This is a genomic window from Chryseobacterium lathyri (assembly GCF_019970085.1).
Lineage (GTDB): Bacteria > Bacteroidota > Bacteroidia > Flavobacteriales > Weeksellaceae > Chryseobacterium > Chryseobacterium lathyri.
The window spans coordinates 463,951-478,933 of record NZ_JAHXYG010000004.1; the positions used below are offsets into that span (position 1 = coordinate 463,951).

The 14,983-nt window shown below is 39.1% G+C and carries 7 protein-coding genes; all 7 read right to left on the minus strand.

Going from position 1 to position 14,983, the window contains the following annotated elements; all coding sequences use genetic code 11:
* Window positions 1–4: 4 nt before the first annotated feature.
* The 7 genes from araA to LC418_RS15245 all read right to left on the minus strand — a co-directional run bounded on the left by araA (window position 5) and on the right by LC418_RS15245 (window position 14,891).
* Window positions 5–1,501, minus strand: a complete 1,497-nt coding sequence (gene araA / locus LC418_RS15215; protein WP_223559751.1) for an L-arabinose isomerase — start codon at window positions 1,499–1,501, stop codon at window positions 5–7.
* Between the two features lie 163 nt (window positions 1,502–1,664).
* Window positions 1,665–2,363 (minus strand): L-ribulose-5-phosphate 4-epimerase, encoded by a 699-nt coding sequence (locus tag LC418_RS15220; RefSeq protein ID WP_223559752.1) that lies wholly within the window; start codon window positions 2,361–2,363, stop codon window positions 1,665–1,667.
* Between the two features lie 228 nt (window positions 2,364–2,591).
* Window positions 2,592–4,289: a ribulokinase gene (locus LC418_RS15225; RefSeq protein ID WP_223559753.1), complete on the minus strand. Its 1,698-nt coding sequence runs from the start codon at window positions 4,287–4,289 to the stop codon at window positions 2,592–2,594.
* A gap of 248 nt (window positions 4,290–4,537) precedes the next feature.
* Entirely contained in the window at window positions 4,538–6,511 is a 1,974-nt protein-coding gene (locus tag LC418_RS15230) for an alpha-L-arabinofuranosidase C-terminal domain-containing protein (protein ID WP_223559754.1), read from the minus strand.
* Between the two features lie 151 nt (window positions 6,512–6,662).
* On the minus strand, window positions 6,663–9,290 hold the full coding sequence (locus LC418_RS15235) for a glycoside hydrolase family 3 C-terminal domain-containing protein (RefSeq protein ID WP_223559755.1): 2,628 nt from the start codon (window positions 9,288–9,290) through the stop codon (window positions 6,663–6,665).
* Window positions 9,291–9,483: 193 nt separating this feature from the next.
* A complete protein-coding gene (locus LC418_RS15240) occupies window positions 9,484–12,222 on the minus strand; it encodes a T9SS type A sorting domain-containing protein (RefSeq protein WP_223559756.1) in 2,739 nt (912 codons plus the stop codon).
* Between the two features lie 137 nt (window positions 12,223–12,359).
* A complete protein-coding gene (locus LC418_RS15245; RefSeq protein WP_223559757.1) occupies window positions 12,360–14,891 on the minus strand; it encodes a glycosyl hydrolase 115 family protein in 2,532 nt (843 codons plus the stop codon).
* Between the last annotated feature and the right edge of the window lie 92 nt (window positions 14,892–14,983).

A 14,983-nucleotide genomic window follows, 5' to 3' on the forward strand; every position in this document is an offset into this window, starting at 1 on the left:
AAGATTAACGATAATAAATTTCATTCCAGCGAAGACTGTTCTTAAAATCACGGATTTTTGTATCTTCATCAATAACCAGGGATTCAATTCCTGCAATCTCCGCAAAATCTTCCAACTGCTCTGCACTGATGTTTTCACTATAGCACGTATGATGTGCTCCACCAGCCAGAATCCATGCTTCTGCAGCTGTATACAAATCCGGAAGTGGTTTCCAAAGAACTCTTGCTACAGGAAGTTTTGGTAATTCTTCGGTAATTTCCAATGCTTTTGTTTTATTGATTAACAGTCTGAAATGATTTCCGAAATCCATAAGAGCAGCATTCAGAGAATCAATATTTCCTCTGGAATTGAAAACCAGACGGACCGGATCTGATTTGCCTCCAATTCCCAACGGATGAATTTCGCAGGATGGTTTATCAACCGCTAAAACAGGGTCAACTTCCAGCATATGAGAGCCTAAAACTGAAGGATTTGCAGGATTGAGATGATAAGTATAGTCTTCCATAAATGCGTTTCCGCCTTCCAGACCCTGTCCCATTGTTTTCATTGCACGGACTAAAGCTGCTGTTTTCCAATCGCCTTCTCCAGCAAAACCGTAGCCTTTTTCCATTAACCTTTGAACAGCAATTCCAGGAAGCTGCTCCAATCCGTGAAGGTCTTCAAAAGTATCTGAAAAACCTTTGAAATTTCCGTCTTTCAGGAACTTTTCCAGTCCTAATTCTATCCTCGCAGCAGTTTCAAGTGATTTTCTGTTGCTTCCTCCCGAAAGCAGAGAATCTGCCATTTTGTAAGAAGCTTCATATTCTTCAATTAAAGTTTTAACTTCACCTTCACCAATAGCATTGACAACGCTCACTAAATCTCCGATTCCCCAGGTATTTACTGAAAATCCGAATTTCGTTTCCGCTTCTACTTTGTCACCATCTGTAACGGCTACATACCTCATATTGTCTCCAAAACGGGCAAATTTCGCTCCCTGCCAATCGTCCCAGCCTGCTGCAACACGGCTCCAGTCTCCGATTTGTTTCTGAACTCTTTCCTCTGCCCAGTGTCCTACAACTACTTTCCTGTTTTTACGAAGACGGCTTACCATAAACCCAAATTCACGGTCACCGTGAGCAGCCTGGTTCAGGTTCATAAAATACATATCCATTGTAGACCAGGGAATATCCTGATTGAACTGTGTATGTAGATGCAGCATTGGCTTTTGTAAAGCCGTCAATCCGCGAATCCACATTTTTGCAGGTGAAAATGTGTGCATCCAGGTCACTATTCCAATACAATCTTTTGCAAAATTGGCAGCTGTAAGCGTTTCAAAAATTTCTTCTGTAGTTTTTACGGTTGGCTTCAGAACCACTTTTACAGTAATTGATGAAGATTTATTGAGCGCTTCAACAATTTTTCTTGAGTGTTCAGAAACCTGAGCTAATGTTTCAGGTCCGTATAAATGCTGGCTTCCGGTGATGAACCAGATTTCTTTGGTATTGAGAGGTGTTAACATATAATATAAATGATAATTGATAAATAATTGTTATATATTTTACCATAGGTTTTACCTACGGCTATTGATATTAAACCCTTCGGGTTCTGTTTAAATAATTTGTTTTATTAAACCTTATAGGTTTGCTTTCCGTTAATAAAAAAATTTTCATAACTCATGTCATTTACTGTCCGTAGTAGGCATTTTTTCCGTGTTTTCGTTCGTAATGTTTTTTGATGAGGGAATCTTTCAGCCGGGCTGCATTGGGATTGATCTGCCGGGTGAGATAAGCCATTTCCGCAACTGTTTCCAGAACTTTACTGTTATAAACCGCTTTATCAGCATTTTTGCCCCAGGTAAAAGGTCCGTGGTTTCCAACGAGTACCATTTCCACTTCTTCGTAAGACAATTTTTTTTCTTTGAAGCAATCGAGAATCTGGATTCCGGTATTGTATTCGTAATTTCCCTCGATCAAATCATCGTGCATTGGCGGTGCACAGGGAATATCTGCCGTTAAATGATCTGCATGTGTAGTTCCGAAAATCGGAATATCCAGCTGTGCCTGGGCCCAGGCTACCGAATAGATCGCGTGAGTATGAGAAATTCCGCCAATGCTTTCCCAGTTTTGGTAGAGATAAGCGTGGGTTTTGGTATCGGATGACGGCCTTAATTTTCCTTCCACCACATTGGCATCGTAATCTACAATCACAATGTCTTCAGGCTTTAGAATCTCATAAGGAACACCGCTTGGTTTGATCGCAAAAATTCCTTTTTCACGGTCAACGGCACTTACATTTCCGAAGGTATAAACGACAAGCTTCAAAGCATCCAACTGCATATTGGCTTCGTAACACTCTCTCTGAAGTTCTTTATAGATGCTCATTTTATTTTTATTAAATGATTAAATAATTTTAAAATTACAGGTCTTTGTTTCGGGCTAAAGCCCATTCCTATTGATTTCCGTTATCCTTGTCAAGGTTTTGAACCTTGACAAGGATGTCCTGTTGAATTATCCCTTATTTATTTTTATTTGAATCGATGAATCTAGTTCCTCGTTTCACGCAGTGCACTCCTACGGAGCTACTAAATCCGGGTTGAAAATTTCTATCAACTATACACTGCCAGCGATCACCTTCTTTTTTGATTTCATATTGTTTTCAGTAAAGTCGGCGAGAATCTGATACTGGCTCATTAATTCTGCATACTTTTCAACCTGATCTGCCTGAGGAAAATATTCAGCTTCGAAATCGGAGCCCATTTTACGGCTTGCTTCCTGAACAGTCGGATAAATACCTGCCGAAACTGCCGCATAAATCGCTGCTCCCAAAGCCGGAGCCTGGTCAGATGCCGCTATGACGATCGGCATATTCAGGACATTTGCCAATGTCTGCATAATAAATGGGGATTTTCTGGCAACGCCACCAATTCCGATTACTTTATTGATCTTAACGCCTTCTTCTTCAAAACGGTCGACAATTTTTTTGGATCCGAAACAAATGGCATTAACCAAAGCCTTGAAAATATGAGGTGCTTTTGTTCCCAAAGAGAGCCCGGAAATTGCTGATTTCAACTGCTGATCCGCATCTGGTGTTCTTCTTCCGTTGATCCAATCCAGGGCAACAGGAATTGTTTCGGAAAGTGGAATTTTTTCAGCTTCCAAAGTAAGATTGCGGATGAGATTATTTTCTATTTCTTCTTTTAAGCGCTGCTTTTGATCTTCATCGATACTATCAGAATCCATAAGCACATTATGAATTGGCCAAGTGAGAATGTCTTTATACCATGCCAAAAGATCTCCGAATGCGGACTGACCGGCTTCCAGACCAATCAGTCCTGGAATAACAGAACCGTTCACCTGTCCGCAAATACCTTTTACGGTTTTATCCCGGATGATTTCATTGGGTGCAACCATAATATCACAGGTGGACGTGCCCATAATCCTAATGAGGGTGTTCTCTTCAACTTTTGCCCCGACGGCTCCTGAATGGGCATCGAAAGTCCCTACGGCAATCACAGTATTGGTTGTCAGTCCTAACTTAGCCGCCCATTCTTCGTTTAAACTGCCTGCAATCTCATCGGAAGTATAGGTTTTATCATATAATCTGTCCCGAAGCTCAGCTAAAGACGGATCCAGCTGCCCAAGGAAATCCTTAGACGGAAGTCCGTTCCATGACTCGTGCCACATTGCTTTATGCCCCGCTGCGCAACGGCTTCTTTTGAATGTTTCCAGATCCTGATGACCGGAAAGCAGAAAAGTAATATAATCACAGTGTTCCATCCAGCTGTAAGCGGAATTTTTCACTTTTTCATCCTGTCTGTTGATATGCAGAATTTTTGCCCAAAACCATTCGGAAGAGTAAATTCCGCCCTCGAATCTGGTGTAATCTTCGCCGCCCCAGTTTCTTGCCAAATGATTAATTTCTTCAGCCTCATGAATAGAGGTATGATCTTTCCATAAAACCATCATTGCATTGGGATTTTCTTCAAATCCGGGTATTAAAGCCAGTGCTATTCCTTCTTTGTTTACAGGAAGTGGTGATGAACCTGTAGTATCAATGCAGATGCTTACAACAGTTTCCGGTGCCACTCCGCTTTCTTTTACTACATTAGAAATGGTTTGTTCCAAACCTTCAATATGGTCTAAAGGATGTTGGCGAAACTGATTTTTTTCCGGCAAACAGAATTTTCCCTGCTTCCATCGTTGATAGTAGCTGACTGATGTAGACAGTTCTGCACCGTTTTCTGTATCAATCAGTACAGCACGAACGGAATCTGTACCATAATCCAGTCCGATAACATATTTCTTCATTTATATAATGAGTTAAGTTTTTAACAATATTTTGATAGACCCCTTCGACAAGCTCTGGGTGAGATTTCTAATGCTAAATGTTTAAGCTTAGGTTTAATTTGATGACTAAAAAGAATCATTTTTAATTAAGCCTTAATAAATCCATTACATTTCTGTTCTTGAGATAAAACAAATATAAGATTCTATTTTAAATAAATGTATAAAATACACTTAATTTTATTTTTTATTTCTATGTTTGTATCTGAGGCTTATTTAATCTTTAAAACAACCAGCGAATAGGCAGGAATTTCCATTGAAAATATCCTTTTTTTTATGACTGAATTATCTTCAACAGGCTGTATATTTTCTGTTTTAAAATTATTCTCGGCAGAAAGTGTAGGAGCTTTTAAGACCGTTTTTGTCAGTTTTTGTCCCAGTTTTATATTTTTAGGATTAATTTCTATTAATGCTGTCTTGCTGTCTGTATTGACAATTTTAATGATCACCTCATTATTTTTACTGTCTTTTACTGCAGTTGCATAGAGTTTATCCTGTCCACTGACCGGAGTCTTATTGTGGTAAATCTTCAGTAAATCAGTCCCTTTATTATTCGAAAATAACTTCTGAACATAATAATTGGGAGTTGCGTATGACTGCAGATTATTGAACCAAATCAAATCCGGAGTCCATTGCCAGCCATCGGCGTGTGCAAAAAGCGGCGCATAAGAAGTCATGGTTACCACATCTGCATTTCTTTCCAGCCCTGTCATAAAAGCAGCTTCCGAAAGTGCCGATTCCCAGTTATTTTTATTGTCCGGACTTACTGTTTTTACTGACTGAACTGCATATTCACCTGCAAAAACTTTAGGCCCGTTTCTATCATATTTATCATATCTCGCTGCATTTTCCTGAAACCATTTTGCAGGATTGTAATAATGCTCATCGACAATCTGTGCATTGAGCTTTTTAAGCTCTTTCCAGCCGTATTCGAAAAATTCTCCGTCAGGCAATGGTCCGCTTCCGGAAATGATTGTAATATCGGGGTATTTTGAATGAATGGCTTTTTCAAAAATTTTGTACCGTTCGATATAGTCTTCACCCCACTGTTCGTTTCCGACGCCAATATATTTCATATTAAAAGCCTTGGGATGTCCCATTTCTACACGTATTCTTCCCCATTTAGTATTGGCATCTCCGTTAGCAAATTCAATTAAATCCAAAGCATCCTGAACAAAAGGGTTTAATTCTTCAAGGTTTACCAGCTCACCTGTGTTAAACTGGCAGGCCATTCCACAGCTAAGAATCGGTAAAGGCTCGGCTCCCAAATCTTCGGAAAGCTGGAAATATTCATAAAAACCTAATCCGAACGATTGGTAATAATCGGGAGTCAGGCGATGCGGGAAACCCGAACTCCATTTGTTGATGAGATATTCTCTGTCTGCTACATTTCCCAATGTTTTTTTCCACTGATACCTTTCGGCAAGTGTTCTGCCTTCCACAATGCAACCTCCCGGAAAACGCAGAAATCCAGGCTGTAGATCGTATAATTTCTGAACTAAATCTTTTCTTAAGCCACCTTTTCTTCCTTTCCAGGTATCTTGCGGGAAGAGGGAAATCATATCCATATTTATAACGCCGTTTCCTGTAAAAGTGATCTGCAGTTTTGCTTTTTCTACCGTTCCTAAAGGAGAAAAAACAGCCGAATATTTGTGCCATCCTTTTCCTTTGATGATTATCGGAACTGTAGAAATTACCACTCCTTTTTCGTCAACCAAGCTTGCATTGACCGCAGAAATATTTCCAGATACATTTTCTAAATCAAAGCTGAAATCATATTTAGCATCTTTATGAAGTCCAATTCCCCGGAAGCCTTCATTTTCAAGTATATACTTTTTATCGTTGTGAACGGTAATTCTAGCGTAGTTTTTATTGGTTTGGGAATGATCAGAATAAATGGTCAAAAACCCGGAATCCAGATTATGAGAAAGGGTTTGTGTATTTTGCTGTTTCCAGCCCGTCAAGGGTTCATCGAATTCAAAGCTTCGGTTTTTGATTAATTCGGCATAAATACCACCATCGGCTGCAAAATTGATATCTTCAAAGAAAATCCCATACATTGTCGGCTGGATTTTAATGTTGGTAGGAGTTCCATCAAGATCTAAAGTGAATTTTGAGTTTTGCGCTGATGAAAATGCAACGCAACTTGAAAGAAAAAAGGTAAAGATTTTATTTTTAGTTTTCATTGATACTATTTTTGATTGTCCAGATAAACACTTCGACTACAGTCAGTGTGGCATCTATAATCGTGAACTTTTAAATTGAATCTATTATTCTTCTATTTATTGATAAACCTTAGGTTTTAAAAATCTATAAGGTTCCTACATTGAGAATAGTTTACTTGACTTTCAACTGAATACTTTTTAAATCTGAGTTTTTTGAAGTTCCTCCGTAGAAAATGGTATAATCTCCTGATTTTGAAACTAAATCATCTGCTTTTTCATCATAAAATTTAAAAGACTCTTCAGAGATGTTTAGCTGGATGTTTTTTGTTTCTTTAGATTTAATCAATTTTTTTTCAAAAGCTCTCAGCGTTTTTACGGGTGCTAAAGGATCATTATTTCTTTTCACATATATCTGCACCACTTCTTCGCCATCTCTTTCCGAAATATTGGTAACCGGAATTGTTATCGTGATTTTCTCATTAGAATTAATGCTGTTTTTGCTCAATTTAGCATTGCCATAGGCAAATTTTGAATAGCTTAAACCATGTCCAAATGCATATAAAGGATCTTCGGTCATATAGCGATAGGTTCTGCCTTTCATATCATAATTCTCAAAACCCTGATGCTTACTCGTTGTCGAAAGTGCATTATCCAATTGCTCAAGATTCCTGTAAAAAGTAATTGGTAATTTTCCGGAAGGGTTGTAATCTCCCGCTAAAACATCGGCAACAGCGGTTCCACTGGATTGACCGCCGTACCAGGCATTCAGCAGAGCGTCATAATTTTTTTCATCCTGCTCCAAACCGAGCGCACTTCCCGTGCACAGTACGAACACAACAGGTTTTCCTGTTTTTCTTAATTCTGCTAACAGTTCACGCTGAACTTTCGGAAGCTCTATTGAAGTTTTATCACCACCTTTAAAACCTTCTGCATTAACCATCATTTCTTCCCCTTCAAGGCTCGGGGACAATCCGCCGACAAAAACAATTACCTCAGCGTCTTTTACTTTTTCTTTTACTGAATTAAAATTCACCGGATCTTTTCGGTACACTTCGAAATCAATGCTTACATATTTTCCTTTCTGGCTGTGTCGAAATTCTATCTGATACTCCTTCCCTTTCTCCATTTTCACCGGAAATTCAGAAGGATGTCTTGCATCCGGCCCTTTTCTGGTAGCGATCTCTTTATCGTCAATCAAAAGCGTATAAATATCCGATGTTGCAGCAGAAAATATCACTTCACCAGAATAACTGCTTTTAAAAATACCTGATATTTTTGCTGACGTATTTTCTCTGGCAACTCCCGGCGCAAGTTGAGTCCCCCCAAAACTGCTGTAGGAAATCCTCGTTGTATTGACCGAAGTATTGACCGGTTTTTCTTTGAATTCATTATTATTAAAAAATTCAACCTTCATTCCCTTCTCACCGTTTTTCTGGCTTACAAAATTCTGGTAAAGAGTTGTTCTGGACGATGGGTCTGCCACCTCGGTTCCTTTTTCGTAAATGATTTCAGCATTTGGAAATTTTGTTTTAATTCCACTTAAAATGGTCACCGTTGAAGAAGGTGTTCCGTTGTAATTTCCGAGCTGCATAATTCCATCATCGGCATTGGGACCGACAACAGCAATTTTTTTAATATTCTTATTTAAAGGCAGAACATTTTTCTCATTTTTCATCAGTACAATAGACTTTTGAGCCATTTTCAACGCCTGTTCTTTATGTTCTTTAGAATCTACCGTAGAATAAGGAATATTGTTCCAGTGAACAGACGATTTGGGATCAAGCATCCCTAATTCAAACCACCCTTTGAGGATTCTGCGCATCGAAATGTCGAGGTCTTTTTCGGTAATTAATCCGCTTGCCAGAGATTTGTTAAGATTATTGTAAGTATCTCCACATTCCAAATCTGTTGAATGTTTTAATGCATCTGCAGCGGTTGTTTTTTCGTCAGGATGTGTTCCGTGGTATTTTTCCTGATAGAAATCGGCCAAAGCCCAACAATCTGAAACCACCATTCCGTCGTATTTCCATTTACCACGAAGAATTTCATTAAGCAACGTATTGTTGGCACAACAAGGCTGTCCGTCAAAAGCATTATAGGCACACATTACTTCTCTCACATTTCCTTCCAAAACCAGTGCTTTAAAAGCCGGAAGATAGGTTTCATAAAGATCTCTCCTGGAAATTTCAGCATTATAGGAATGCCGGTTCCATTCCGGACCGCTGTGAACGGCAAAATGCTTGGCACAGGCATGGGTTTTAAAGTATTTAGGATCATTTCCTTGCAAACCTTTTACAGCAGCAACGCCCAAAACAGAGGTTAAATAAGGATCTTCTCCATAGGTTTCCTGACCTCTTCCCCATCTCGGATCTCTGAAAATATTGATATTGGGGGTCCAGAATGTAAGACCTTCATAACGTCCGGTTTTATGAGCTTCATCGAAAGATTTATTGTATTTTGCCCTGGCTTCGTCAGAAATCATTTCAAAAGTTTTGAAATGCTCTGAAACATCCCATGTTGCCGCCATACCGATTGCCTGTGGGAAAACAGTAGCCGTTCCTGCTCTGGCAACACCGTGAAGCGCCTCGTTCCACCAACCGTAAGCGGGAATTTCAAGTCTTGGGACAGCCCTGGAATTATCCATCATCATTCCAATCTTTTCGTCAACCGTTAATAACCCTAAAAGATTTTCAATCCTTTGCTCAACCGGAAGACTGGGATTTCGAAACGGATATTTGAAATTCTGAGCATGACTAAAGGTACAGACTACAACTGACAGGGTTAATAAAATTTTGTTCATATGGTTAATTTTAAAGCAGTCTTCTGTTAAAACATTTTGATTATTACCATTGAATATTGCTTTCCAATGTGATAAAGACAAAGATAAGATTCTATTTTAATAAATGTATATAATACACTTAATTTAAAGTAAAAAGGTTACCTGAAAAGGCGGTAACCTTTTTAAAGGAATTTTTAATATAATCTCTTTGGGATTATTGTTTTATAAATTTACTTTTAATGCTTTTTCCTGAGTCGGATATTTCAATAAAATAAAGCCCTGCCGGAAGTTTTGAAACATCAATTCTGTTTCTTCCTTTGGTTAGCTTTACCTTATTAGTTATGCTTCCCCTCGAATTATTGATAGAATAGAATGCATCATCCGATTTCCAGTCAATGAAAATTTCTGTTTTGGCAGGATTTGGATAGAGGAAAATCTCGTCCTTTGCTGTAATTACGTCATCAGTCTTAAGTGTAGCAAAACTTAACGGAAGAACGTTGTTGGTATAGGTATTATTTTCAGTAAGATATCCCTGGAAAGGACTGACTGAGAGCTCGTTACCCGCCGTTACCTTATAAAAACCTGTCACTCCGCTTTCTGTTTTCAGCACATATCCTCCTGCAGCTACTTTTACAGACTGATAAACGCCGTTTATCTGGTTGACCGTAATTGCTTTTGGTGTAGATACAGCACCTGATCCTGTGAATGTCTTGCTTCCTGTAGCATTGATCAATACAGGAGTATTTGCAGGAATTATCCCGTTGGAAATCTGTGAACAAACCACATTTCCGGAACCGGGCTGCATCATGTATGCGGTAACTCCGGAAGGAATGGCTGACTGGAAAGGTAAAAGAAGGATCCCGTACCCATTAAAAGTTCTTGTGTACGTAGCAGAACTTGCTGTAAAGCCAAAAGGCACCTGAAAATCTTTACCCAAATCCGAAAGAGTCAGGTTCTGACAGGAATTGCCTGAAATTACATTTATATTATTATTGCTGACGCTTCCGTTAACATAAAAAATACTGTTCCGGTTGGCAGAAGCATTGCTCCAGGTGTCTGTAGAAGTATTTCCTGTAACGTCTCTGAAATCAATAGATGTATAATATTCATTTTCGAGGGCATCCATAAGACTGCTGTCTGTAAGAGAGTAAGCCGCTGCAAATTTTGAAGCTCTTTCATTACCAACATTGAAATAAACATCACCCAAAGTCAGGGTGAGAATTGAGCTGTAATTTCCGCTTCGAAGCCCGATAATCCCTTTGCAGCCATACGGAAGAACCGTTCTGGAAATATCAAATACCAGATTGAAACTTCCGGAACCCGGAGCAGGAAATGCTACACTGCCATAATTATGAGATCTTACCGTTCCGTTGCTATCAACATAATACAATGTCGTATTGGATGAAGTCGGCAAGTTGCTTGTTGTATAATTTAGTACATTAAAAATTAACTTGTTGTAACGGTCATCCAAATTTAAATATCCGCTGTTGGCATCTGTATTTGAGCTTATCAACGGTGTAGAATTATAGAAGGTAACTGTTTTTCCGCTCAGTTGATAATTAGTACCAAACGATGAATTGGTTGGAACCTGAGTTTCAATTTTATTATAATGAACATCACCTCCCGTCATGAATGATACCGGTCTGTCGCCACTTTTATTAAATACAAAAGTCATTACACTCGAAGGGCTCACCTGAACTGTGGGGCGGAAACTCGCTGTACTGAAAGAGAAAGGTGATGAAGCTATATTCACAGATTGTGAAGTGGTTGTCTGTACTCCTGAAGTTGTAAAGAATGGCAGATCAACTTTAAGATCATATGTGCTGGAAGAAGAATTGATAACAACAAGGGTGATCTGGTTTCCGTCCAGCGAAATATAAGAAGAACCTTCCAAAGTTCCGCTTGAGGTTTCCCATTTGGCATCAATTCTGGTTTTTCCCGTAGTATTTTTGGCATATTGGGATAAAATATATCCTCTTTTGGTCATATCTCCGTCAACGGTTCCGTATGAGCCATCCCCCATCAGCCCATAAAATCTTTTTGAGGCATAATGAATCCACGCATTTACATTTCCAAGCAATGCATTATTTACACTTCTTGCAAAAGTGAAACCATCCGTATTCCAGACGAAATCCCGTGGAGCCGAACTACTTGATGAATTCCAGTTGATCAGATATTCTGTCTGCCATATTTCTTTATTATAATTCTGAAACTGCTTGTACACAGACTGCATCGAACCGTATTGATGTCCTCCGTACACCTCAAAATTCGCCATTACCGCGGGATCTAAGAATGCATTGGCAAAATTATCTGTAAAACCAACACTTTCGGGTGCTATTACCTTGCAATTGATAAGGTGGCCGTAATTTTTAACAAAGGTGGCTATTTGTGTTGGCGTCCAGATACACCCTTGATACTGCGCCATTTCATCGGGTTCATTTTGTATAGATATGTAATCTAATGTTACCCCATTATTTTGCATATAAGTTACAAAACTGTTTAGATACAAAGCATAATCCTGATAATTTTCAGGTTTCAGATAGCCGATTTGCTGAACACCGTTCGTATCAGTATACACAGCATTGACATGGTTATTGGTTTTCCATGCTGCCGGCATTGTCCATGGACTGGCAAATAGGGTAAGACCCATTGATTTAGCCAGCTGAGCCGTTGCAAGAGCCGTGCTCCAATTACTGCTTTGCTCGGGAATATAAAGGCGCATGATATTATACCCTCCTTCACTGCCTGCACCCCAAAGTTTTTGGATCTCTGTGGTAGTCATATGGTTGTATCCAAACTGTGGACTGCAGACAAAGCCGCCGAAGCCTGTTATTTTCTGATAAGCAATATTCTTATCAATTTTTACTTTTGCCTGTAGATTTTGTGCATTCAGCTGTACTGAAATTGCAATACCCGTAATCATTACAAGTATTAATTTGAAGATTTTTTTCATAGTAATAAGTTTTAATTCTGATGTTAAATGTGTCTAATGAATAGATTTATGATGGTCGCTAAGTAGTTATTTCAGCTCTGAAAATTATCTCTTCATAAAATTCACCATCATCAATTTTCAACAATTACCCTCTTCATTTATTTTTCTGAATAATCACTTTGAGGAGCTCCCAGATAACTTGGTTTAAGGCCTCCCGTATCAATTAGTATTTTCTCTAAAACAATTCCCGGCTCCAGAATCCTGAATCTTAACGTATGTTTGCCTGGTTGTGAAATCTGATGCTTTGTCACCGATTTAATGATGTGTTCCGACTGCCATTTTCCCAATTCTCCACGGTAATGTCCATTGAAATTGACAGTCTCAGGTTTTCCTCCATCGAAGGAAATCTCATAACGCAATCCTTTGTTATGGTTGAAATTTAAAGTCGGAGCTAAAAGCAGCTGAACTTCAACTTCACCTTTAGATTTAAAATTAATATCATATTCCAGATAGATATTTTCATCGGATTTCGGGTAGGCATTCTGGGGAAAAGTCGTTATCCCGGATTTTGTTTTCCCGAAATCAGGAATCACTTCCCAATGAATCCTGTCCGAATTATTCATTCTCGCAAAATTTTCCGCTTCAATGGAAACATAGCCGTTTTCTTCTGCAAATATTTTATCTTTCGGAGTGGCAGTTGCTTCGGAGATATAGATTACGTCAGGCAATACATTTACTTTTCCGTCGAACCAGGCTTTGTACCCTATCTTCATTTGATCCATCATATGCGTCCATTTTCCTTTGGCAATTTCATTGTTATATTTATTGTCGAGATAAGCATTTCTTTCAAAACATTCCTTCACTTTATCAGCATAATAATTGGCTTGAATATTTTTTTTGGCAGCCAGTTCTTTATTTTTAGCCACTGCATAATACATTTCATATAAATTGCTGCACGCGTCGATTGGGTATAGAACCAACTGATAATAGACATCCTGATATTCTGCCGGAATCTGGTCTTTTAAACGTAAAGCATCGACTGCTAATGATCTGTAGTCATTCAGTACTGTTTCAAATTCATGATAGTTTTCGAGGCTGAATGTTTTGCTGTCAAGCGTTTCAGGAGTAACTCTTCGATTATATTTGGCATAGAGATTAATCATTCGGCCAATTTCCTTTGAATGTTTCTCGCCAAACTGCTGTGCAGCCCATTTTTCGGTATATTCCAGAAGATTTTTAGCGTTAAACTGTTTGGGATTCCAGGCCATTTCAAGGAAAAAACTGATCGGAAATTCCATCGGCTTTAGATCGCCCACATTGACTACCCAGACTTTATCGACTTTATGTTCGTACGAAAGATTCATCTGCTCCCAAACTCTCTGTATGGGACTGATATTAATCCATTTAGAATTTCTCGGCCCACCTACGTAATCAAAATGATAATACATTCCGTAACCGCCTTTATGCAAGGGTTTTGAAAGATCCGGAAGTTTTCTCACATTGCCCCAGTTATCATCGCAAAACAGCAAAATAACATCGTCGGGAACCCTCATGCCTTTATCGTAATAATCCTGAACCTCTTTGTACAAAGCCCAAATCTGAGGTGTTTTATCCGCTTTTTTACCGGTTACCTCAGCAATAATTTTGCGTTGATCTTTTACGATTTTTTCAAGTAAAGAAATATTGGTTCCCTCTCCCATTGCTTCATCACCATCGCCACGCATTCCAACAGTAATGAGTTTTTCCCAGCTTTTGCTTCTCACAATTCCTGCTTTCCAGAATTCCTGCAAAACTTTAGAATTTTTGGAATAATCCCAGACATTCGGGAGGTTATTTCTTTTGATATACCGGTGCCAATCGGTCTGCGCCTGCGCCATCGGCTCGTGATGAGAAGTTCCCATTACGAGTCCCATTTCGTTGGCTAATGGTCCGCTCAAAGCATCATCGTCATAAAATGCTTTTCCCCACATGGCTGGCCAAAGGTAGTTGCCTTTCAGACGAAGGATCAATTCAAAAACCTTTTCGTAAAATTTTGAATTGATGCCGCCAAAAGTGGCTCTAGCCCAACCGCCAAGAGATGGTTCTTCGTCATTCAGGAAAATCCCGCGGTACTCTACAGCAGGTTCTCCATCGGTATATATTCCTTTTTTGAAATATAAATTTTCTTTCGTTTCAACCGGAACATCTGCCCAGTAATACCAGGGTGAAACACCAATCTGCTGCGAAACTTCATAAATTCCGTAGATGGTTCCTCTTTTATCACTTCCGGCAATCACAATAGCTTCCGAAACTCCGGGAAATGGATTGCTGATATTCTGGATGACGTATTTTTCTGTTTTCCCGATTAATGATTTCCCGTCGATCTTTTTTTGTCTGATTAAATCATCGATCACAGATTTTGTTCCGACTGTTCCGATGATAATTAAAGGAGAAGTCGTTCCGGAAATCTGATTCAGAATGTTGGGTTGTTCACCTGTGACTTTCTGAAAATCTGTTTGGAGGTTCTTTACGGCTCTCATAATTCCTGCATCCATCTGAGCATCTGCATACAGGGAAATTCTGACTGATTTGTCTTTCAGAAGAATAACATCATTGGTTTTTTCTGCCGTGATAAACCGTTCGGTTGCCTGTACATTACCAAAAGTACCAAACAACAGTACAAAGAAAAATAGTATAGGGAATCTGTTCATAATCTTATCTTTATCTGATTGAAACCTTCAAGGTTTAAGTTTAACATTTATCAGTTGCGAATCGCACGCAGCCCGACCTGAGTGGAGCTCTT

Coding starts and splice junctions, on each gene's coding strand:
- araA (WP_223559751.1), bottom strand. CDS start 1,501: ATGTTAACACCTCTCAATACCAAAGAAATCTGGTTCATCACCGGAAGC.
- LC418_RS15220 (WP_223559752.1), bottom strand. CDS start 2,363: ATGAGCATCTATAAAGAACTTCAGAGAGAGTGTTACGAAGCCAATATG.
- LC418_RS15225 (WP_223559753.1), bottom strand. CDS start 4,289: ATGAAGAAATATGTTATCGGACTGGATTATGGTACAGATTCCGTTCGT.
- LC418_RS15230 (WP_223559754.1), bottom strand. CDS start 6,511: ATGAAAACTAAAAATAAAATCTTTACCTTTTTTCTTTCAAGTTGCGTT.
- LC418_RS15235 (WP_223559755.1), bottom strand. CDS start 9,290: ATGAACAAAATTTTATTAACCCTGTCAGTTGTAGTCTGTACCTTTAGT.
- LC418_RS15240 (WP_223559756.1), bottom strand. CDS start 12,222: ATGAAAAAAATCTTCAAATTAATACTTGTAATGATTACGGGTATTGCA.
- LC418_RS15245 (WP_223559757.1), bottom strand. CDS start 14,891: ATGAACAGATTCCCTATACTATTTTTCTTTGTACTGTTGTTTGGTACT.